Raw genomic sequence first — 19,822 nt, 5'->3', positions numbered from 1 at the left:
GCTCAGATCACTCGGTGGCGTCGGGACGCGCGGCGCCGGTGACGGCCGCGGCAGCGGCCTCCTCGGCGGCGAGCTCGGCGGGGTCGATGTCCTCGCAGGTCAGCAGGTCCTCGTTGATCTCGCGGAGCGCGATCGAGAGCGGCTTCTCCTGCACGTGGGTGTCCACGAGGGGTCCGACGTACTCGAGGAGGCCCTCACCGAGCTGGGAGTAATAGGCGTTGATCTGCCGGGCCCGCTTGGCGCTGTAGAGCACCAGCTTGTACTTGCTGTCGGTCTTGGTGAGCAGGTCGTCGATCGGCGGGTTGGTCACACCCACGGCATCGATGTTGGGGGCAGACACGCGGTTGGCCTCTTAAGGTCGGTAGGAGATGAGTCGGTGGCCCGGCAGGCGTCAGCGACGCTGGAGGCGTCAGTTGTTGCCGAGCGTCATCAAGGCTACCAACTCGGCCGCTGCATCGTGAACTTCGTGGTTGACGATGCTGACGTCGAACTCCGACTCCGCGGCCAGCTCCTCGACCGCGGTGGCGAGCCGGCGCTCCCGCTCGGCGTCGGTCTCGGTGCCGCGTCCGACGAGCCTGCGGACGAGCTCCTCCCACGAGGGGGGCTTCAGGAACACGAAGAGGGCCTCCGGCATGGTCCGGCGTACCTGCCGGGCGCCCTGGAGGTCGATCTCGAGCATGGCCGGCCGGCCGTCGGCGAGCGCCTCCTCCACCGGGCCCCGGGGCGTGCCGTAGCGGTGGGTGCCGTGCACGACCGCCCACTCGAGGAGCTGGTCCTCGGCGACCAGCCGGTCGAACTCCGCGTCGTCGACGAACAGGTAGTGCACGCCGTGGACCTCGCCCGGCCGCGGAGCACGCGTCGTCGCCGAGACCGAGATCCAGACCTCGGGGTGGTCCTCCCGGACCGCTGCCGCAACCGTGCCCTTGCCGACGGCCGTCGGCCCGGCGAGGACGACGAGGCGGCTCGGTCCGGTCGCCACCGACGGGCGGGCCTGTCGCGGCTCAGTCACCCGGCGCGAACTCGCGCTCCAGGGCGGCGATCTGCTTCGCGCCGAGGCCGCGGACCCGGCGCGACTCCGCGATGCCGAGCCGCTCCATGAGCTGTCCGGCGCGGATCTTCCCGAGCCCGGGGACCGCCTGGAGCAGGTCGAGGACCTTCATCTTGCCGACGACCTCGTTGGTCTGCCCCTCGGCCAGGACGTCGGCGATGGAGGCGCCGGAGTTCTTCAGCCGGTTCTTGACCTCGGCCCGCTCACGTCGGGCGGCAGCCGCCTTCGCGAGCGCGGCCTGACGCTGTTCGGGTGTCAGAGGAGGCAGGGCCACTTACACGGATCCTTCTGTCGGGCGCAGGCAGAGGGCGGCGAGGAGGGCCACCTCGCGCCACCCTAGTCAGGTCGCCGACGGCCCGGCAACGCGGGCACCGGCTCCGATCGTCAACGGTGTCTTGCAGACGTCGCGTGCATGCTGCTGCACCCCCGCCATCGCACCACCGGTGCTCGGCGAGACCAGTGCCCTCGCGGCAGCGTCGATGGCGTCCCTTTCCTCCTGCGAGAGCCCGCTGGGAGGATTCCGCCGGTCGTAGGTCTCCGGGTCGACGCCGGCTGCGTCGAGGGCGTCGACGAGGTCGTGGATCCGGTCGAGGACGATCTGCCACTCGTCGTCCAGGTCGTCCGGTGCCTCCGCGGCGAGGGCCTCGAAGCTGGGAAGAGCCTTGATCAGGCCGGTCGCCGGGCCGCCCTCGCCGAGTGCGTCACCGAGCGCCACCTGCTGGTCCTCGACCTCCTCGCAGTAGTCCTGGAACTCGTCGGGGATGGAGTACGGGTCCTCCTCGGAGCTCCCGCACCCGGCCGCGCCGAGCAGGAGGATCGTGGCGGCAGCCACGACCACGGACCGGAGAGCGGCGCGCGGCCTCACCCGAGCAGGCTCCGCAGCTCGTCGTTGGCCCGTTCGACGGCGCCGCGCATGGCCGCGGCGTCCGGGCCGAGCCGCAGCACCCCGCGCGAGGAGCTGGCGACGACGTGGCGGGCGGAGGCGCCGAAGATCCGGACGATGTCGGCGGCGGTGCCGCCCTGCTCGCCGTACCCGGGCGCCAGGATCGGGCCGTTGATGGGCGAGCCGGCGAAGTCGTAGAACCCGCCGTCGATGGTGGCGCCGACGACGGCACCGAAGGAGCCGACCGGGCGCGCGTCGCCGTTCAGGTCGCGCAGGTGGGCGAGCATCGCGGACGCGACGGTGCGTCCGCCGTACTCGTCGCTCGTCGTCGCCTCCTGCACCTCCGGGCCCTCCTTGTTGGACGTCGCGGCCAGCACGAAGAGGCCGGCGCCGTGGGTCCGGGCCACCTCGACGAAGGGCAGGAGCGAGCCGAAGCCGAGGTAGGGGCTGATCGTGATCGCGTCGGAGGCCAGCGGCGAGGACGGGTCGAGGTACGCCTCGGCGTAGGCCTGCGACGTGGACCCGATGTCGCCGCGCTTGACGTCGAGCAGGACCATCGCGCCCGCCGCGCGCGACTCGGCGATGACCCGCTCCAGGACCTCGATCCCGCGGCTCCCGAAGCGCTCGTAGAACGCCGATTGTGGCTTCACCACCGAGCAGTACGGCGCGACGGCCTCGACCGCCGAGAGCGCGAACTTCTCCAGCCCCTCGACGGTGTCGTCGAGGCCCCAGTCGTGCAGCAGGCCGGCGTGCGGGTCGATCCCGACGCAGAACTGACCGCGCTCGGCGATCGCGGCGGCGAAGCGCTCGCCGAACGGTGGGGTCATCGCAACCCCTTGAGAACGCGGCGCGGCCACAGCGGCCCTCCGTAGATGAGGCCGGTGTAGGCCTGGACCAGGTCGGCGCCGGCGGCGAGCCGTTCGCGCGCGTCGTCCGCGGTCGAGATGCCGCCGACCCCGATCAGCGTCAGGTCGCGGCCCACGCGGCCGCGCAGCAGGCGCACCACCTCGGTCGCGCGCTCGCGCAGGGGTACGCCGGACAGCCCACCGGCGCCTGCGGCCTCGACGACCGCAGGGTCCGACCGTAGGCCGTCGCGGCTGATCGTGGTGTTCGTCGCGATGATCCCGGAGAGGTCCTGGGCGAGCGCCAGGTCGGCCACCTCGAGCACGTCGTCGTCGGCGAGGTCGGGGGCGATCTTGACCAGGAGCGGGACCCGGTCGCGCCCGGCGTCGTCGGTCGCCCGGTCGGCGATCCGGCGTACGTGCTCGAGCAGCGGCGCCAGCTTCTCGACCGCCTGGAGGTTGCGCAGGCCCGGGGTGTTGGGAGAGCTGACGTTGACGACCAGGTAGTCGGCGTACGGCGCCAACAGCCGGGTCGACGTCTCGTAGTCGGCCTCGACCGCGGCCTGGTCGTCGTCGGGGACGATCTTCGACTTGCCGATGTTGATGCCGAGCAGCGGTCCTCCGGCGCGGCGTCGGCGGTTGCCGAGCCGCTGGGCCACCGCGGCCGCACCGTCGTTGTTGAAGCCCATCCGGTTGACGACCGCGCGGTCCTCGGGGAGCCGGACCAGCCGCGGCTTGGGGTTTCCCGGCTGGGCGAGCGCCGTGACTGTGCCGACCTCGACGTGCCCGAAGCCGAACGCGCCGAGCTCCTCGAACGCCTCCGCTGTCTTGTCGAAGCCCGCCGCGAGGCCGAGCGCGTTGGGGAACGTCAGCCCCATCGTGTGGACCGGGATCCCGCCGGGCCGCTTCGCCCGGCGCAGGACGGGCCCCGCCGCACGCAGCGCGTCGAACGTGCGGTGGTGGGCGACCTCGGCGTCGATCCGCGACAGGCCGTGCTTGTAGACGGCGCCGTAGAGGGTCACCGCGGGGCCCATTCCTGGAGCGGCTTGACGGTGATGTCCCCGCGGAGGAGCGCCTCTATGCCGTGGACGGCCGCGCCGAGCCCCTGCACCGTGGTGATGCACGGGATGTTCGCGCGGACCGCGGCCGTGCGGATCTCGTATCCGTCGAGACGTGCTGAGCCGCCGCTGGTGGCGCCGTGCGGGGTGTTGATGACCAGGTCGATCTCGCCGTCGAGGATCAGCTGGACCGTGGTCTTCTCGCCGTTCGGCCCCTCCCCCTCGAAGTGCTTGCGGACGATCGTCGTCCGGACGCCGTTGCGGCGCAGCACCTCGGCGGTGCCCTTCGTCGCGAGAACCTCGAACCCGTGGTCGGCCAGCACCTTGATCGGGAAGATCATGTGCCGCTTGTCGCGGTTGGCCATGCTGACGAAGACCTTGCCGCTGGTCGGCAGCGAGCCGAAAGCACCTGCCTGCGCCTTCGCGAAAGCAGTGCCGAAGTCGGCGTCGAGGCCCATCACCTCGCCCGTCGACTTCATCTCCGGCCCCAGCACCGTGTCGACCTGGCGGCCGTCGGGCGTGCGGAACCGGTTGAACGGCATCACTGCCTCCTTGACCGCGATCGGCTGGTCCGGCGGCAGCGTGCCGCCGTCGCCCTCGGCCGGGAGCAGGCCCTCGGCGCGGAGCTCGGCGATGGTCTCGCCCATCATCACCCGCGCACAGGCCTTCGCCAGCGGGGTGCCCGTGGCCTTGGAGACGAACGGAACCGTGCGGCTCGCGCGCGGGTTGGCCTCGAGGACGTAGAGCACGTCGGAGCCGAGCGCGAACTGGATGTTGATCAGGCCGCGGACGCCGACGCCCTTCGCGATCCCGAGCGTCGCCTCCCGGATCCGCTGGATCTCGGAGTCGCCGAGCGTGATCGGCGGCAGCGCGCACGAGGAGTCGCCGGAGTGGATGCCGGCCTCCTCGATGTGCTCCATCACGCCGCCGAGGAAGAGCTCCTCGCCGTCGTAGAGCGCGTCCACGTCGATCTCGACCGCGTCGTCGACGAACCGGTCGACGAGGACCGGGTGCTCCGGCGTCACCTCGGTGGCCCGGGAGATGTAGTCCTCGAGCGACCTCTCGTCGTAGACGATCTCCATGCCCCGGCCGCCGAGGACGTACGACGGGCGCACCAGCACCGGGTAGCCGATCCGGTCCGCGATGTCGCGGGCCTCGGCGAAGCTGGTCGCCATGCCGTGCTGCGGCGCGACCAGCTTGGCCTCGGCCAGCACGCGGCCGAACGCACCGCGCTCCTCGGCGAGGTGGATCGCCTCGGGGCTGGTGCCGACGATGGTCACGCCGTTGTCCTTGAGGCCCTGCGCCAGACCGAGCGGCGTCTGGCCACCGAGCTGGCAGATGACGCCCGCGACCGGCCCGGCCTTCTCCTCGGCGTGCACGATCTCGAGCACGTCCTCGAGCGTCAGCGGCTCGAAGTAGAGGCGGTCGGAGGTGTCGTAGTCGGTCGACACCGTCTCGGGGTTGCAGTTGACCATGACGGTCTCGTAGCCAGCCTTGCTGAGCGCCAGGCAGGCGTGCACGCAGGAGTAGTCGAACTCGATGCCCTGGCCGATCCGGTTCGGTCCGCTGCCGAGGATGATCACCGCCGGCTTGTCACGCGGCGACACCTCGGTCTCCTCGTCGTACGACGAGTAGTGGTACGGCGTCCGCGCGGCGAACTCAGCCGCGCAGGTGTCGACCGTCTTGTAGACCGGCCGGATGCCGAGCGCGTGCCGCACGCCGCGGACCACGTCGGGCGTCATGCCGCGGATCTTGCCGATCTGGACGTCGGAGAAGCCGTGCCGCTTGGCGTTGCGCAGCAGCGCCGGTGTGAGCTCCTCGGCCTCGATCAGGTCCTGCGCGGTCTCGTTGATCAGCATCAGCTGGTCGACGAACCAGGGGTCGATGCCGGTCGCCTCGAAGATCTCCTCCGGCGTGGCCTCGGCGCGGATCGCGTCCATGACCTTCTTGAGGCGGCCGTCGTGCGGCTTCCTGATCTCCTCGAGCAGGCTCTCCTTGTCGAGGTCCACCAGCTCCTTGTGCCAGTCGAACGGCGCCTTCTTGTCCTCCAGGGAGCGCAGCGCCTTCTGCAGCGCCTCTGTGAAGTTGCGGCCGATCGCCATCGCCTCACCGACCGACTTCATGTGGGTGGTGAGGGTCGGGTCGGCTCCGGGGAACTTCTCGAACGCGAACCGCGGCACCTTCACGACCACGTAGTCGAGGCTCGGCTCGAAGCTGGCCGGCGTCTCCTCGGTGATGTCGTTGGGGATCTCGTCGAGGGTGTAGCCGATCGCGACCTTGGCCGCGATCTTGGCGATCGGGAAGCCGGTGGCCTTCGAGGCCAGCGCACTCGAACGCGACACCCGCGGGTTCATCTCGATCACGATGACGCGGCCGTCGTGCGGGTTGACGGCGTACTGGATGTTGCAGCCGCCGGTGTCGACGCCGACCTCGCGGATGATGCCGATCGCCAGGTCCCGCAGGTGCTGGTACTCGCGGTCGGTGAGCGTCATCGCCGGAGCGACGGTGATCGAGTCGCCGGTGTGGACGCCCATCGGGTCGAGGTTCTCGATCGAGCAGATGATGACGACGTTGTCGGCCTTGTCGCGCATCACCTCCAGCTCGTACTCCTTCCAGCCGATGATCGACTCCTCGATGAGGACCTCGGTCGTCGGGCTGGCGTCGAGGCCGGCACCCGCGATGCGCTGCAGGTCCTCGTCGTCGTAGGCGATGCCGGAGCCGGTGCCGCCCATCGTGAACGACGGGCGTACGACGACCGGGAAGCCGAGCTCGGTGACGGCCTTCTCGCAGTCGTCGATCGAGTGGCACACGAAGCTGCGTGCGACCTCGCCGCCGACCTTCTCGACGATGGCGTTGAAGGTCTCGCGGTTCTCGCCGCGGTGGATCGCGTCGAAGCTGGCGCCGATCATCTCGACGCCGTACTTCTCCAGGACACCGTTCTCGTGGAGGGCGATCGCGGTGTTGAGCGCGGTCTGGCCGCCGAGCGTCGGCAGCACGGCGTCGGGGCGCTCCTTCGCGATCACCTTCTCCACGAACTCCGGCGTGATCGGCTCGACGTACGTCGCGTCGGCGAACTCGGGGTCGGTCATGATCGTCGCCGGGTTGCTGTTGACCAGCACCACCCGGAGCCCCTCGGACTTGAGCACCCGGCACGCCTGGGTGCCGGAGTAGTCGAACTCGCAGGCCTGCCCGATGATGATCGGCCCGGAGCCGATCACCAGGACGGACTTGATGTCGTCGCGCTTCGGCATCAGTTTTCCTTGCTGGTCGAGCTTGTCGAGACCATCAGGTCGCAGAATCGGTCGAACAGGTACGCCGCGTCGTGGGGACCGGCGGCAGCCTCGGGGTGGTACTGCACCGAGAACGCCTTCAGGTCGCCCTCCGCCGAGCGGAGCTCGAGGCCCTCCACGACGTCGTCGTTGAGGCAGACGTGGCTCACCGTCACGGTGCCGTACGGCGTCTGGACACCATCGTCGAGCGGAACTCCGTCCGGCCATTGCACCGCGAACCCGTGGTTGTGGGCGGTGACCTCGACCTTGCCGGTGGTGCGGTCCATCACCGGTTGGTTGATGCCCCGGTGGCCGTAGGTGAGCTTGTAGGTGCCGAAGCCGAGCGCCCGGCCGAACAGCTGGTTGCCGAAGCAGATCCCGAAGTAGGGGATCCCGCGCTCGAGCACGGCCTTCAGGGTCGAGACGTCGGCGGTGGCCGGGTCGCCGGGACCGTTGGAGAGGAACACGCCGTCCGGCTGCACCGCCTCCACGTCGGCGATCGTCGCGGTCGAGGGCAGGACGTGCACCTCGATCCCCCGCTGCGCCATCAGCGCCGGGGTCATCCCCTTGATGCCGAGGTCGACGGCCGCGACGGTGAACCGCTTCTCACCCACTGCCGGGACCACGTAGGCCTCCATCGCCGTCACCTCGCCGGCGAGGTCGGCACCCTTCATCTCCGGCTGCTGGAGGACCCGGGCGAGCAGGGCCGCCGGGTCGGTCTCCGTGGTGGAGATGCCGCAGCGCATCGCGCCGCGCTCCCGCAGGTGCCGGGTCAGCGCGCGGGTGTCGATCCCGCTGATGCCGACGATCCCCTGCGCCCGCAGCTCGTCGTCCAGGGACCGGCGCGAGCGCCAGTTCGAGGCGCGCCGGGCAGGGTCGCGGACGACGTACCCGGACACCCAGATCCGCCGCGACTCCGGGTCGTCGTCGTTGACCCCGGTGTTGCCGATGTGGGGAGCCGTCATCACCACGACCTGGCGGTGGTACGACGGGTCGGTGAGCGTCTCCTGGTAACCGGTCATGCCGGTGTTGAAGACCGCTTCGCCGTACGTCTCCCCCTCGGCGCCGTAGGTCGCGCCGTGGAAGGTCCGTCCGTCCTCCAGAACGAGAATGGCCATCAGGCGGTGCCCTCCCAGAGCTTGCCGTCGAGAACAGTCGGGCGTCCGCGCAGGAACGTCGCCTCGATCCTTCCAGGGAGCTCCATGCCGGCGTACGGGGTGTTCCGCGAAAGGGACGCGGACTCGGCGGCGTCGATCGTCCTGGTAGCCGCCGGGTCGTAGAGCGTGATGTTGGCCGGGGCACCGACCTCGATCGGGTGCCCGTGGTCCGCAACCTGCCCGATCCGTGCCGGCGCCGCGGACATCCGCTCGGCGACACCCGCCCAGTCGAGCAGGCCGGTGTCGACCATCGTGTGCTGCACGATGGAGAGCGCGGTCTCGAGCCCGAGCATGCCGAACGCCGCCGCCGCCCACTCGCAGTCCTTGTCCTCGTGCGGGTGCGGGGCGTGGTCGGTGGCGACGATGTCGATCGTGCCGTCGGCCAGCCCGGCCCGGAGCGCCTCGACGTCGGCGGCCGAACGCAGCGGCGGGTTGACCTTGTAGATCGGGTTGTACGTCGCCGCGAGCTCGTCGGTCAGCAGCAGGTGGTGCGGGCAGGCCTCGGCCGTGACGTTCCAGCCCTTGCTCTTCGCGTCGCGGACGATCTCGACCGAGCCGGCCGTGGAGACGTGGCAGACGTGGAGGCGCGAGCCGACGTGGGCGGTGAGCAGGCAGTCGCGGGCGATGATCGCCTCCTCGGCGACCGCCGGCCAGCCGGCCAGTCCGAGCCGGCCAGAGAGCTCGCTCTCGTTCATCTGCGCGCCCTCGGTGAGCCGTGGGTCCTGGGCGTGCTGGGCGATCACTCCGTCGAACGCCTTGACGTACTCCAGCGCTCGGCGCATCAGCAGCGGGTCGCTCACGCAGTGCCCGTCGTCGGAGAACACCCGCACGCGCGCGGCGGAGTCGGCCATCGCGCCGAGCTCGGCGAGCCGCTCGCCCTTGAGGCCCACGGTGACGGCGCCGACCGCGTAGACGTCGCAGTAGCCCGCCTCGCGGCCCAGCCGGTGCACCTGCTCGACGACACCGGCGGTGTCGGCCACCGGGTCGGTGTTGGCCATCGCGTGGACCGCCGTGAAGCCGCCCATCGCGGCCGCCCGGGTGCCCGTCTCCACTGTCTCGGCGTCCTCGCGACCCGGCTCGCGCAGGTGCGTGTGCAGGTCGACGAGGCCGGGCAGCGCGACCAGGCCCTCGGCGTCCACGACCTCGGCGCCTGGGGCATCGAGTCCGACGCCGATCGCGGCGACCACGCCTGCCTCGAGGAGGACGTCGGTCGCCTCGCCCCCGAGGATCCGGACGTTCTTGATCAGGTACGACGTGCTGCTCACTCGTTGTTCTCGCTTTCGGATCCTCCGAGGAGGAGGTAGAGGACGGCCATCCGGACCGCGACACCGTTGGTCACCTGCTCGACGATCACCGAGCGGTCGGAGTCGGCGACATCGGCGGTGATCTCCATGCCGCGCACCATCGGGCCGGGGTGCATGACGATCGTGTGGTCCTGCAGGGTCGCCATCCGGCGACCGTCGAGGCCGTAGCGGCGGGAGTACTCGCGCGGGGTCGGGAAGAACCCGCCCTGCATCCGCTCCCGCTGGACGCGCAGCATCATGACCGCGTCGGCCTTGGGGAGCACCGCGTCGAGGTCGTAGCTGGTCTCGACGCCCCAGGACTCCACGCCGACCGGCAGCAGGGTCGGCGGACCGACCAGGGTCACGTCGACACCGAGGGTCTGCAGCAGCAGTGCGTTGGAGCGCGCGACGCGGCTGTGCAGCACGTCGCCGACGATCGCGACCCGGCGGCCTTCGAGCCCGCTCGGCTTCGACTCACCGAGGTGGCGCCACAGGGTGAACGCGTCGAGCAGCGCCTGGGTGGGGTGCTCGTGCGTGCCGTCGCCGGCGTTGACCACGCTCGACCGCACCCAGCCCGAGTGGGCCAGCCGGTGGGGGGCGCCGCTGGCGCTGTGGCGGATGACGACCGCGTCGGCGCCCATCGCCTCGAGCGTCAGCGCGGTGTCCTTGAGGCTCTCGCCCTTGCTCAGGCTCGAGCCCTTGGCCGCGAAGTTGATGACGTCGGCCGAGAGCCGCTTCGCCGCGGCCTCGAACGAGATCCGGGTGCGGGTGGAGTCCTCGAAGAAGAGGTTCACCACGGTCCGGCCGCGCAGCGCCGGCAGCTTCTTGATCGGACGGTCCGCCAGCGAACGGAGCTCGGCCGCCGTCGTCAGGACCAGCTCGGCGTCGTCGCGGGTGAGGTCCGCCGCGCTCAGCAGGTGCCGCTTCATGCCGAGTCCTCCCTCGTCCCCTCGATGGACACCGAGTCGACGCCGCCGTCGTCGTCGATCTCGGCGAGCCGGACGCTCACCCGCTCCGCGAGCGAGGTCGGCAGGTTCTTGCCGACGAAGTCGGCGCGGATCGGCAGCTCCCGGTGCCCCCGGTCGACGAGGACGGCGAGCTGGACGGCCCGCGGGCGGCCGACGTCGTTGAGCGTGTCCAGCGCGGCCCGGATGGTGCGACCGGAGAACAGCACGTCGTCGACGAGCACGACGACCTTCCCGTCGATCCCGTCGCCCGGGATCTCGGTGTGCAGCAAGGTCCGCGCCGGCTTCATCCGGAGGTCGTCGCGGTACATCGTGACGTCGAGGGAGCCGACCGGGACGTCGTACTCCTCGACGGCGGAGATCCGGGAGGCGATCCGGTGCGCGAGCGGGACGCCGCGCCGCGGGATGCCGAGGAGCACGAGATCGCTCGCGCCCTTGTTGCGTTCCAGGATCTCGTGGGAGATCCGGGTGAGAGCCCGGCCGATGTCACGGGCGTCGAGAACTACGCGGTCGGTGCGGCCTTGTTGGTCGGCCGACGGGGCGGCAGGCATCAGTGCGCCGGACCTCCTTCTCCGCCTCACGGGACGGCTCGTTAAAGGATGTCGATCGTCGCCCATCGTAGCGGGTCCCCGGAGTCGGGGACGAACGGGGCACGCATGACAAGAGGCCCGGGGCGTACCCGGGCCTCTCGTCATTGGTCGCGCTTCCTCAGCGGAAGGCGTCCTTGACCTTCTCGCCAGCCTGCTTGAGGTTGGCCTTGGTCTGGTCAGTCTTGCCCTCGCTCTTGAGCTCGTCGTCTCCCGACGCCTTGCCCAGGGCTTCCTTGGCCTTGCCGACCTTGTCGTCAGCGGTGTTTTCGAGCTTGTCCTGGTTGCCCACGACATCTCCTCTCGCTCGGATGTGCGTTCACCAGGGGTGGTACCCGCTCGGGCGACACCGATCCGGTCGTGGCTCTGGTATTCATGGCGCCATGCTGCTGCGCCAGTTGGAGTACCTCACGGCACTGGCGCGTGAGGGCCACTTCGGCCGCGCGGCGGAGGCGTGCCACGTGACCCAGCCGGCGCTGTCGGCGGGCATCCGCAAGCTCGAGTCCGAGCTCGACGTACAGATCGTCCAGCGGGGGCAGCGGTTCGAGGGGTTCACGCCGGAGGGCCTCCAGGTGCTGCGCTGGGGCCAGCGGATCCTCGCCGAGCGCGAGGCGCTCGGCCAGACCCTCGCGAGCATGCGCGGCGGGCTCACCGGCACCTTGCGGATCGGTGCGATCCCGACCGCGCTGAGCGTGGCCTCGCTCCTGACGGCGCCCCTTCGCGAGCAGCACCCGCTCGTGCGGTTCCACCTGGCGTCGATGTCGTCGCGCGAGATCGTCAGCCGTCTCAACGACTTCGACATCGACGTCGGCATGACGTACGTCGACGGCGAGCCGCTCGGCCAGGTCAGGGTCGTCCCGCTCTACCGGGAGCGCTACCTCTTCCTCACGCCGGTCGACGGCGAGCTCGGCGACAAGGACGCCGTCACCTGGGTCGAGGCGGCCTCCGCTCCCCTGTGCCTGCTGTCGCCGGTCATGCAGAACCGGAGGATCCTCGACGGCTACTTCGCCGAAGCCGGGGTCGACGTCCAGCCCGTCGTGGAGACCGACACCATCTCCGCGGTGTACGAGCACGTCACGTCGATGGGGCTGTCCAGCATCGTCCCGCACACCTGGCTCCCGGCGTTCGGCGTCCCCGAGGGCACGCGGGTCACCCCGCTCCCCCAGCCGGCGCGGTCGTTCCAGGTCGGGCTGGTCCTGGCCGGCCACGGCCCGGAGTCGCTGCTCACCCGCGCGCTCGTCCAGGTCGCCGGACGCGCTGACCTGCGCGCCGCCCTCACTCCGTGACCACGCGCTCCGCGCCCGTGTACACGTTCATCGACGCGCCCCGGAGGAACCCGACGAGCGTCAGGCCCTGCTCGTCCGCGAGGTCGGCAGCAAGCGAGGAAGGCGCCGAGACCGCGGCCAGCAGCGGGATCCCCGCCATTACGGCCTTCTGCACGAGCTCGAAGGACGCCCGCCCGCTCACCATCAAAGCGGTGCCGCGCAGCGGCAGCAGCCCAGCCTGGGACGCGTACCCGACCACCTTGTCGACGGCGTTGTGCCGGCCGACGTCCTCCCGGAGGCACAGCAGATCGCCCTCGGCCGAGAACAGGCCGGCGGCGTGGAGGCCACCGGTCCGGTCGAACACCCGCTGCGCGCGGCGGAGCCGCTCGGGAAGCGCGGCCAGCACCTCCGGCCCCATCCGCAGCGGGTCGTCCGCGACCGTCCACCGCGCCGTCGTCCGGACCGCGTCGAGGCTGGCCTTGCCGCAGAGACCGCACGACGACGTGGTGTAGAAGTTGCGCTCCAGCGACGCGTCCGGCCGCGGCACCCCGGGCGCGAGCTGGACGTCGACGACGTTGTAGGTGTTGCTGCCGTCGGCGGTGGCGCCGGCGCAGTAGCGCACGGACCTCACGTCCTCCGCTGCCGCGATGACGCCCTCGCTGACGAGGAAGCCCACGGCCAGGTCGAAGTCGTCACCCGGCGTCCGCATCGTCACCGTCAGGGCACGGCCGTCGACCCGGATCTCCATCGGCTCCTCGGCGGCGAGCGCGTCCGGACGACGGCTCGCCGCACCGTCCCGGAGCCGCAGCACCGGTCGTCGTACCGTCACCCTGCCCATGGTCAGCCCGCGTCGGGAAGGGGCTCGAGGCGGACGATGACGCCCTTCGAGGTCGGCGTGTTGCTGACGTCGGCGACGCTGTCGAGCGGGACCAGGACGTTCGTCTCGGGATAGTACGACGCCGCCGACCCGCGGGCCGCCGGGTAGGCGACCACGCGGAAGCCCTCGGCCCGCCGCTCCGTGCCGTCCTCCCAGACACTGACGATGTCGACCAGCGACTGGTCGGCGAGACCCTGGGCGGCAAGGTCCTCCGGGTTGACCAGGACGACCCGGCGCGCGTCGTGGATGCCCCGGTAGCGGTCGTTCATCGCGTAGGGGATGGTGTTCCACTGGTCGTGCGAGCGCAGGGACTGGAGGACCAGGTAGCCGTCAGGCGCCTCCAGCATCGTCAGCGCGTTGCAGGAGAACTGGGCCTTGCCGGTCGGCGTCCGGTAGACGCCCTCGTTGACCGGGTTCGGGAGCCGGAAGCCGCCCGGGCGCTGGGCACGCTCGTTGTAGTCCTCGAACCCGGGGATGATCCGGGCGATCCGGTCCCGGATCAGCCCGTAGTCGCGCTCGAAGTCCTCCCACGGGATCGCCCCACCCTCGCCGAGCGTCCGCCGGGCCAGCCGGCTGATGATGGCGACCTCGCTGAGCAGGTCGGGTGAGGCGGGCTCCAGGCGTCCGCGCGAGGCGTGGACCATGCTCATCGAGTCCTCGACGGTGACGAACTGCTCGCCGGTGGCCTGGATGTCGCGGTCACTGCGGCCGAGTGTCGGCAGGATCAGCGCGGTCTCGCCGCACACGGTGTGCGAGCGGTTGAGCTTGGTGGAGATCTGGACGGTGAGCCGGCACCTGCGCAGCGCGTCCTCGGTCACCGCGCTGTCCGACATCGCGCGGACGAAGTTGCCGGCGACGCCGACGAACACACTCGCCTTCCCGTCCCGCATCGCCCGCACGCCGTTGACCGAGTCGTATCCGTGGTTCCTCGGCGGCGTGAACGCGAACTCCTCGCCGAGGGCGTCCAGGAACGCGTCGGGCATCCGCTCCCAGATCCCCATCGTGCGGTCACCCTGGACGTTGCTGTGACCGCGGACCGGGCACACCCCGGCGCCCGGCCGGCCCAGGTTGCCGCGCAGGAGCAGGAAGTTGACGATCTCGCGGATGGTCGGGACGCCGTGCCGCTGCTGGGTGAGACCCATCGCCCAGCACACGATGATCTTCTTGCTGGCGAGCACCCGCTCGTGGACCCGCTCGATCTCCTCGCGGGTCAGCCCGGTGGCGGTGCGCACGTCGTCCCACTCGATCGCGCGAGCGTGCTCGGCGAAGGCATCGAAGCCTGTCGTGTCCCGCTGGATAAACTCGTGGTCGAGGACCGTGCCGGGGGCCGCGTCCTCGGCCTCCAGGAGCAGCTTGTTGAGCATCCGGAAGAGGGCGAGGTCGCCGCCCGGGCGGATCAGCAGGAAGTCGTCGGCGAGCGTCGTACCGCGGCCGACGACGCCGCTCGCCTTCTGCGGGTTCTTGAACCGCTTCAGGCCGGCCTCGGGCAGCGGGTTGACGGCGACGATCCTCCCGCCGTTCTTCTTTGTCTGCTCGAGCGCCGAGAGCATCCGCGGGTGGTTGGTGCCGGGGTTCTGGCCGACGACGAAGACGAGGTCGGACTCGTAGATGTCGTCGAGGGACACCGAGCCCTTACCGATGCCGAGCGTCTCCCCCAGCGCCGACCCGCTCGACTCGTGGCACATGTTGGAGCAGTCGGGGAGGTTGTTGGTGCCGTACGCCCGGACGAACAGCTGCAGCAGGAACGCCGCCTCGTTGCTGACCCGTCCCGACGTGTAGAACATCGCCTCGTCCGGGGAGCCCAGTCCCTGCAGCTCCTCGGCGATCAGCCCGAACGCGTCGTCCCACGCGATCGGCTCGTAGTGCGTGGCGCCGGCGCGCTTCACCATCGGCTCGGTGAGCCGGCCCTGCTGGTTCAGCCAGTAGTCGGACTTCGTGTCGAGCTCCGCAACAGAGTGCTCGGCGAAGAAGGCGCGGGTGACCCGGCGGGTCGTCGCCTCGTCGTTGATGTGCTTGGCGCCGTTCTCGCAGTACTCGTTCTTGAGCCGGTGGTTCGGCTCCGGCCAGGCGCATCCCGGACAGTCGAAGCCCTTGACCTGGTTGATGTTCAGCAGCGTCAACGCCGTACGACGGGCGCCGCTCTGCGCCAGCGAGTACTCGATCGCGTGGGCGACGGCCGGCACCCCGGCGGCCCACTCCTTGGGCGGCGTGACGGAGAGGTCGTCCTCCGGGTCCACGTTCCGACGCATCGCTGTCTCCGCACCTCTGTCCCGCGGCCGGGTGCCGCCTCTTCATCGTGCTCCCGCGACTCACGGGCGTCAAAGATCAACATTGGATCGCTCGATCAATGACAGTTATCAACCGGCGCCGCCTCACTAGAGTCGCGGCATGACCACCGACGCCAGGCTGGCCGACCTGGTCGCCGACCTCCCCGAGGGGGTCGTGGTGACCGGGCCCGCGGAGATCGAGAAGTACCGCGAGGACTTCGCTCGCGACGGGTCCGCCGGCGCCCCGATCGCCGTCGTTCGGGCCGAGACGGCCGAGCAGGTGCAGCGCGCCGTGCGCTGGGCCGCTGCGCACGGGGTGCCCGTGGTCCCGCGCGGTGCCGGCACCGGGCTGTCGGGCGGGTCGTCGGCCGTCGACGGCGGGATCACGATCTCCCTGGACCGGATGCGCGCGATCGAGATCGACCCCGCCTCGCAGGTCGCGATCGTCGAGCCGGGCGCGCTCAACGCCGAGGTCAAGCGGGCCGCCGCCGAGCACGGGCTGTGGTACCCGCCGGACCCCTCGTCGTACGAGATCTGCTCCATCGGCGGGAACCTCGCGACCAACGCCGGCGGCCTCTGCTGCGTGAAGTACGGCGTGACGACCGACTACGTCCTCGGCATGGACGTCGTGCTCGCCGACGGGACCCTGGTCAGGCTCGGGGGCAAGCAGATCAAGGACGTCGCGGGCTTCGCGCTGCTGAAGCTCTTCGTGGGCAGCGAAGGCACGCTCGGCATCATCACCCGGACCACCCTGCGACTGATCCCTGCCCAGCGAGCCGGGGCGACCCTGGTGAGCAGCTTCCCGGACATGACCGCCGCGTCGCGGGCGGTGGTGGCCATCCGCGCCACGGTCCGCGCCTCGATGCTCGAGCTGATGGACAACACCTCCATCAACGCCGTCGAGGACTGGCGGTCCCACGGTCTCGACCGGTCGACGGGCGCACTCCTCATCGCCCAGTCCGACGCGCCGGGGGCCTCGTGCGCAGCCGAGGTCGACGTCATGCGCGCCTGCTGCGAGGCGGCCGGCGCGGTGGAGATCTTCACGACGACGGACGCCGAGGAGTCGGCAATGTTCATCGCCGGCCGGCGCAACGCCTTTCACGCCCTCGAGCAGCGCGGCAGCGTGCTCTTCGAGGACGTCGGCGTGCCGGTGCCGTTGCTCCCGGACCTGATCGACGGGGTGGCGGCGATCGCAGCGCGCTCGGGCGTCGAGATCGCCGTGGTCGCCCACGCCGGCGACGGCAACACGCACCCGATCATCGTCCACGACGCAGCCGACCCCGACTCCGTGGCGCGCGCCCACCAGGCGTTCGACGAGGTGATGGCACTCGCCATCGGGCTCGGCGGGACCATCACCGGCGAGCACGGCGTGGGTCGCGCGAAGCGGTCCGCGCTCCCCGACCAGCTGGGTGCCGACGTGATCGCGCTCAGCTGGCGCATCAAGGACGCGCTCGACCCCGACGGGCTCCTCAACCCCGGCGCCGTCCTCCAGCCGCGCCCCGGGACCTGAGCTACAGCGCCTGGGCCATCGCCGCGCAGGCGGACAGCCACGACCGCCGCGTCGCGTCGGAGAGCTGGGCGTAGGGCACCACCGAGCCGGACACCAGCGCCGGGTCGTACGGCACCCGGTGGACGCCGCGCGTGCGCTGCTCGTAGACGTGGACCAGGTCGCTCGCGAGCTTGCCGTCGACCTTCTCGCTCGGGTCGGACAGGACGGTGATCGTCTTGTGCTTGAGGTTGGCGTAGCCCGCGTCCTGCAGCGCGTCGAGCATCCACAGGCCGCTGTAGCCGGTGTCCTCGCGGACCGTGCTGGTGACGACCAGCAGGTCCGCGGCCTCCGCCGCGGCGAGCCAGTTCTCGGCCCTCATGTTGTTGCCGGTGTCGATCAGGATGATGCGGTAGAAGCGCTGCAGCAGCGCGTGGACCTCGGCGAAGTCGGAGGCGTGGATGATGCCGGTGACATCGGCACGCTCGTCGGACGCCAGCACGTCGAAGTGGGCGTCGCCCTGGGAGCGCACGAACGCGCCCAGGTCGCCGATCCGTGACTGGTAGACGTCCTTGAACCGGCCGAGGTCCTCCAGCAGCTCCCGGGTCGTGTTGCGGTGGCTGCTTCGCTGGCCGCGGATGCCGAGGGTGCCGCGCGTCTCGTTGTTGTCCCACGCCACCACGCCGCCGCCGCGGACGGTGCCGAACGTGTAGCCGGCAGCCAGCACGCCGGTCGTCTTCGCCGCGCCGCCCTTGGGGTTGATGAACGCGATCGTGCGGGGCCCGGCGAAGTCCTTCTGGATGGCCTGCCGGTCGGAGTGGTACGCCAGCTCCTTGCGCCCCATCTTGGGCTTGATCAGGCCGCCACTCGCCCGGCGGACCCGGCCACGCCAGCCCCACGAGGCCGGGCCGAGCAGCTGGTCGCTGTCGCGCCGGTCGAGGAAGTCGGTCGCGGTCATGAACCGACGGGGCTCGGCCGCCGGGACGGAGAGTGCCGGGACGGGGGACGCCGGCGTCACGTGTGTCGCCGCCGGTCGTACGGCGGGCTGCTGGGTGGCCACCATCGGCGGTGGACCGGACGGTGGCGGGCCCGACGGGGGCGGGCCGGAGGGCGGCGGGCCGAGCGACGGCACGTTCGCCACCGGCGGCGGGCTCGTCGGCGGTGGGCCCGCTGGCGGTGGTCCGGACGGCGCAGCGGGGGACGCGGCAGCCGCGTCCAGCGGGTCCGCGTCGATCGGGTCGCTCAACGGGTCGACGTCGGCGCCGCGGCGGGCCGCCTCGACCTGGCGCCGCGCGAAGTCCTCCAGCTCCTCCGGCGTGAACAACCGGTCCGAGGTGTTCTCACTGACGCCGCTGTCGGCCTGGGTCATCACTACCTCCCGAGAAAGGGCAGCACGAATGGCCAGACCCTAACCCGCGCGGCGGGAGACGAAACAGGGATGCTCCCAGGACTGGACTAGAGATCCAGCTCGTTCACGGCGTTCTCGATGGCCCGGTGGAAGGTCGGGTAGGCGTAGTGCATCCGGCGCAACGTCGAGACCGGCACCGCGGCGTGGACCGCCGTCGCGAGCAGGCCGATCATCTCGCCGCCCGCGGGCCCGACCGTGGTGGCTCCGACGAGCACCCCGCGGTCGGCATCGGCGACGACCTTGATCACGCCATGGTTACCGGCCTTGTGGATCCAGCCCCGGCTCGAGCTGGGCAGCGAGTAGCTCCCGGTGGTCACCCGGATGCCGCGGTCCCGGGCCTGCGCCTCGGTCAGGCCGACCGACCCGACCTCCGGGTCGGTGAACGTGACCCGGCTGACGGCGGTGTAGTCGGCCCACGGGCCGTCCTTGCCCAGGATCGACCGGACCGCGATCTCGGCCTGGTACATCGACATGTGGGTGAAGAGTCCTCTGCCCGTGATGTCGCCGACCGCCCACAGCCTGTCGCCGGCCCGCATCTGCTCGTCGGTGTCGAGGAACCTGGTGGACGGGTCGAGCCCGACCGTGTCGAGACCCACGTCCGCGAGGTTGGTACGACGCCCCGCGGCCACCAGCAGCGCCTCGCCCGTGATCCGCTCGCCGCCCGCCAGCAAGAGCGTGAACCCCGCGTCGGGGTCGTGGTCGATCCGCTCGACGGTCACCCCGGCCCGGACCCCGATGCCCTCGGCGGACATCGCCTCGGCGACCACCTCGCTCGCCTCCGGCTCCTCCGGGCCGAGGATCCGGTCGGCCACCTCGACGATCGTGACGTCGACCCCGAACCGGGCGAACGCCTGCGCGATCTCGCAGCCGATCGCGCCGCCGCCGAGCACGACCAGTCTGCCAGGCAGCTCGGTGACCTTCACGACGTCGCGGTTGGTCCAGTACGGCGTGTCCGCCAGCCCCTCGATGGGCGGCACCGCGGGTGACGTCCCGACGTTGAGCACCACGCCGCGGCTCACGTCGTACTCCTCCGCGCCGTCGGCGGTCTCGACGACGACCTTGCCGGGCCCCGCCAGCCTTCCGCGGCCGCGTGCGAACCGGCCGCCGTTGTCGACGAGGCGGTCGACCGCGACCTGGTCGTTCCAGGCGTCGGTGGCCTCGTCGGAGATCCGCTTCGCGACCGGCGTCCAGTCGGGCGTCACCTCGGAGGACCCACCCAGGTCCGGCACCCGTCGCGTCTCCGCGAGCGCGTCAGCCGCGCGGATCATCATCTTGGACGGGATGCACCCGTAGTAGGGGCACTCGCCGCCGACCAGGTGCTTCTCCACGCCCAGCACGGAGAGCCCGGCCTGCGCGAGCTGCGCCGCGACGTGCTCCCCTCCGGGACCGAGACCGATGACGGCGACGTCGATGCTCTCGCTCATGGC

Annotated in this window: 18 protein-coding genes; 2 read left to right on the top strand and 16 right to left on the bottom strand. The window is 71.1% G+C overall.

The genetic code is table 11. The annotated features are described in order from the left end of the window. Positions 1-7 precede the first annotated feature (7 nt). The 12 genes from rpoZ to F0U47_RS19370 all read right to left on the bottom strand — a co-directional run bounded on the left by rpoZ (position 8) and on the right by F0U47_RS19370 (position 11,384). Entirely contained in the window at positions 8-340 is a 333-nt protein-coding gene (rpoZ, locus tag F0U47_RS19425; protein WP_149752139.1) for a DNA-directed RNA polymerase subunit omega, read from the bottom strand. A 69-nt stretch (positions 341-409) separates the two neighbouring features. Continuing rightward, a complete protein-coding gene (gene gmk, locus F0U47_RS19420) occupies positions 410-1,009 on the bottom strand; it encodes a guanylate kinase (RefSeq protein WP_149752138.1) in 600 nt (199 codons plus the stop codon). Further along, a complete protein-coding gene (gene mihF / locus F0U47_RS19415) occupies positions 1,002-1,322 on the bottom strand; it encodes an integration host factor, actinobacterial type (RefSeq protein WP_149752137.1) in 321 nt (106 codons plus the stop codon). The genes gmk and mihF overlap by 8 nt, the downstream gene beginning before the upstream one ends. 66 nt (positions 1,323-1,388) lie before the next feature. Next, positions 1,389-1,913 (bottom strand): hypothetical protein, encoded by a 525-nt coding sequence (locus F0U47_RS19410; RefSeq protein WP_149752136.1) that lies wholly within the window; start codon positions 1,911-1,913, stop codon positions 1,389-1,391. Next, positions 1,910-2,758, bottom strand: coding sequence for an orotidine-5'-phosphate decarboxylase (gene pyrF, locus F0U47_RS19405; RefSeq protein WP_149752135.1), 849 nt, complete (start codon positions 2,756-2,758; stop codon positions 1,910-1,912). The genes F0U47_RS19410 and pyrF overlap by 4 nt, the downstream gene beginning before the upstream one ends. Next, complete coding sequence (locus F0U47_RS19400) at positions 2,755-3,795, bottom strand: quinone-dependent dihydroorotate dehydrogenase (protein ID WP_246159702.1); 1,041 nt, start codon at positions 3,793-3,795, stop codon at positions 2,755-2,757. The genes pyrF and F0U47_RS19400 overlap by 4 nt, the downstream gene beginning before the upstream one ends. After that, the gene (gene carB / locus F0U47_RS19395) at positions 3,792-7,082 is read right to left on the bottom strand and encodes a carbamoyl-phosphate synthase large subunit (protein ID WP_149752133.1); all 3,291 of its coding nucleotides are present in this window, start codon (positions 7,080-7,082) and stop codon (positions 3,792-3,794) included. The genes F0U47_RS19400 and carB overlap by 4 nt, the downstream gene beginning before the upstream one ends. Beyond that, positions 7,082-8,218 (bottom strand): glutamine-hydrolyzing carbamoyl-phosphate synthase small subunit, encoded by a 1,137-nt coding sequence (gene carA, locus F0U47_RS19390; protein WP_149752132.1) that lies wholly within the window; start codon positions 8,216-8,218, stop codon positions 7,082-7,084. Before carA ends, carB begins: the two co-directional genes overlap by 1 nt. Then, positions 8,218-9,522, bottom strand: coding sequence for a dihydroorotase (locus F0U47_RS19385; RefSeq protein ID WP_149752131.1), 1,305 nt, complete (start codon positions 9,520-9,522; stop codon positions 8,218-8,220). Before F0U47_RS19385 ends, carA begins: the two co-directional genes overlap by 1 nt. After that, positions 9,519-10,469 carry an aspartate carbamoyltransferase catalytic subunit gene (locus tag F0U47_RS19380; RefSeq protein WP_149752130.1) on the bottom strand — a complete coding sequence of 317 codons (951 nt, stop codon included), beginning with the start codon at positions 10,467-10,469 and terminating at the stop codon, positions 9,519-9,521. The genes F0U47_RS19385 and F0U47_RS19380 overlap by 4 nt, the downstream gene beginning before the upstream one ends. Next, complete coding sequence (pyrR, locus tag F0U47_RS19375; protein WP_149752129.1) at positions 10,466-11,056, bottom strand: bifunctional pyr operon transcriptional regulator/uracil phosphoribosyltransferase PyrR; 591 nt, start codon at positions 11,054-11,056, stop codon at positions 10,466-10,468. Before pyrR ends, F0U47_RS19380 begins: the two co-directional genes overlap by 4 nt. A 157-nt stretch (positions 11,057-11,213) precedes the next feature. Further along, entirely contained in the window at positions 11,214-11,384 is a 171-nt protein-coding gene (locus tag F0U47_RS19370) for a CsbD family protein (RefSeq protein WP_149752128.1), read from the bottom strand. Positions 11,385-11,475: 91 nt separating this feature from the next. On the opposite strand from F0U47_RS19370, the gene F0U47_RS19365 reads away from it, so the two are divergent. Further along, complete coding sequence (locus tag F0U47_RS19365; RefSeq protein WP_149752127.1) at positions 11,476-12,378, top strand: LysR family transcriptional regulator; 903 nt, start codon at positions 11,476-11,478, stop codon at positions 12,376-12,378. On the opposite strand, the gene fdhD is transcribed toward F0U47_RS19365, so the two are convergent. Both fdhD and F0U47_RS19355 read right to left on the bottom strand, forming a co-directional pair. Then, positions 12,368-13,195, bottom strand: a complete 828-nt coding sequence (fdhD, locus tag F0U47_RS19360) for a formate dehydrogenase accessory sulfurtransferase FdhD (RefSeq protein ID WP_149752126.1) — start codon at positions 13,193-13,195, stop codon at positions 12,368-12,370. The two genes, F0U47_RS19365 and fdhD, sit on opposite strands and share 11 nt — an antisense overlap. Positions 13,196-13,197: 2 nt before the next feature. After that, the gene (locus tag F0U47_RS19355; RefSeq protein WP_149752125.1) at positions 13,198-15,483 is read right to left on the bottom strand and encodes an FdhF/YdeP family oxidoreductase; all 2,286 of its coding nucleotides are present in this window, start codon (positions 15,481-15,483) and stop codon (positions 13,198-13,200) included. A 139-nt stretch (positions 15,484-15,622) separates the two neighbouring features. Between F0U47_RS19355 and F0U47_RS19350 the strand changes: the two genes are divergently transcribed. Next, on the top strand, positions 15,623-17,011 hold the full coding sequence (locus F0U47_RS19350) for an FAD-binding oxidoreductase (protein ID WP_149752124.1): 1,389 nt from the start codon (positions 15,623-15,625) through the stop codon (positions 17,009-17,011). 1 nt (position 17,012) lies between these two features. Here F0U47_RS19350 and F0U47_RS19345 read toward each other — a convergent pair whose 3' ends face one another. Continuing rightward, positions 17,013-18,356, bottom strand: coding sequence for a hypothetical protein (locus F0U47_RS19345; RefSeq protein WP_149752123.1), 1,344 nt, complete (start codon positions 18,354-18,356; stop codon positions 17,013-17,015). Positions 18,357-18,442: 86 nt separating this feature from the next. After that, a complete protein-coding gene (locus F0U47_RS19340) occupies positions 18,443-19,819 on the bottom strand; it encodes a dihydrolipoyl dehydrogenase family protein (protein ID WP_149752122.1) in 1,377 nt (458 codons plus the stop codon). Positions 19,820-19,822 lie beyond the last annotated feature (3 nt).

Source organism: Nocardioides antri (assembly GCF_008373765.1).
GTDB classification, from domain to species: Bacteria; Actinomycetota; Actinomycetes; order Propionibacteriales; family Nocardioidaceae; genus Nocardioides; species Nocardioides antri.
The sequence above is the reverse complement of the archived record's forward strand: the minus strand, read 5'-3'. Positions and strand labels throughout refer to the sequence as shown.

Coding starts and splice junctions, on each gene's coding strand:
- pyrF (WP_149752135.1), bottom strand. CDS start 2,758: ATGACCCCACCGTTCGGCGAGCGCTTCGCCGCCGCGATCGCCGAGCGC.
- carB (WP_149752133.1), bottom strand. CDS start 7,082: ATGCCGAAGCGCGACGACATCAAGTCCGTCCTGGTGATCGGCTCCGGG.
- carA (WP_149752132.1), bottom strand. CDS start 8,218: ATGGCCATTCTCGTTCTGGAGGACGGACGGACCTTCCACGGCGCGACC.
- F0U47_RS19380 (WP_149752130.1), bottom strand. CDS start 10,469: ATGAAGCGGCACCTGCTGAGCGCGGCGGACCTCACCCGCGACGACGCC.
- pyrR (WP_149752129.1), bottom strand. CDS start 11,056: ATGCCTGCCGCCCCGTCGGCCGACCAACAAGGCCGCACCGACCGCGTA.
- F0U47_RS19365 (WP_149752127.1), top strand. CDS start 11,476: ATGCTGCTGCGCCAGTTGGAGTACCTCACGGCACTGGCGCGTGAGGGC.
- fdhD (WP_149752126.1), bottom strand. CDS start 13,195: ATGGGCAGGGTGACGGTACGACGACCGGTGCTGCGGCTCCGGGACGGT.
- F0U47_RS19355 (WP_149752125.1), bottom strand. CDS start 15,483: ATGCGTCGGAACGTGGACCCGGAGGACGACCTCTCCGTCACGCCGCCC.
- F0U47_RS19350 (WP_149752124.1), top strand. CDS start 15,623: ATGACCACCGACGCCAGGCTGGCCGACCTGGTCGCCGACCTCCCCGAG.
- F0U47_RS19345 (WP_149752123.1), bottom strand. CDS start 18,356: ATGACCCAGGCCGACAGCGGCGTCAGTGAGAACACCTCGGACCGGTTG.
- F0U47_RS19340 (WP_149752122.1), bottom strand. CDS start 19,819: ATGAGCGAGAGCATCGACGTCGCCGTCATCGGTCTCGGTCCCGGAGGG.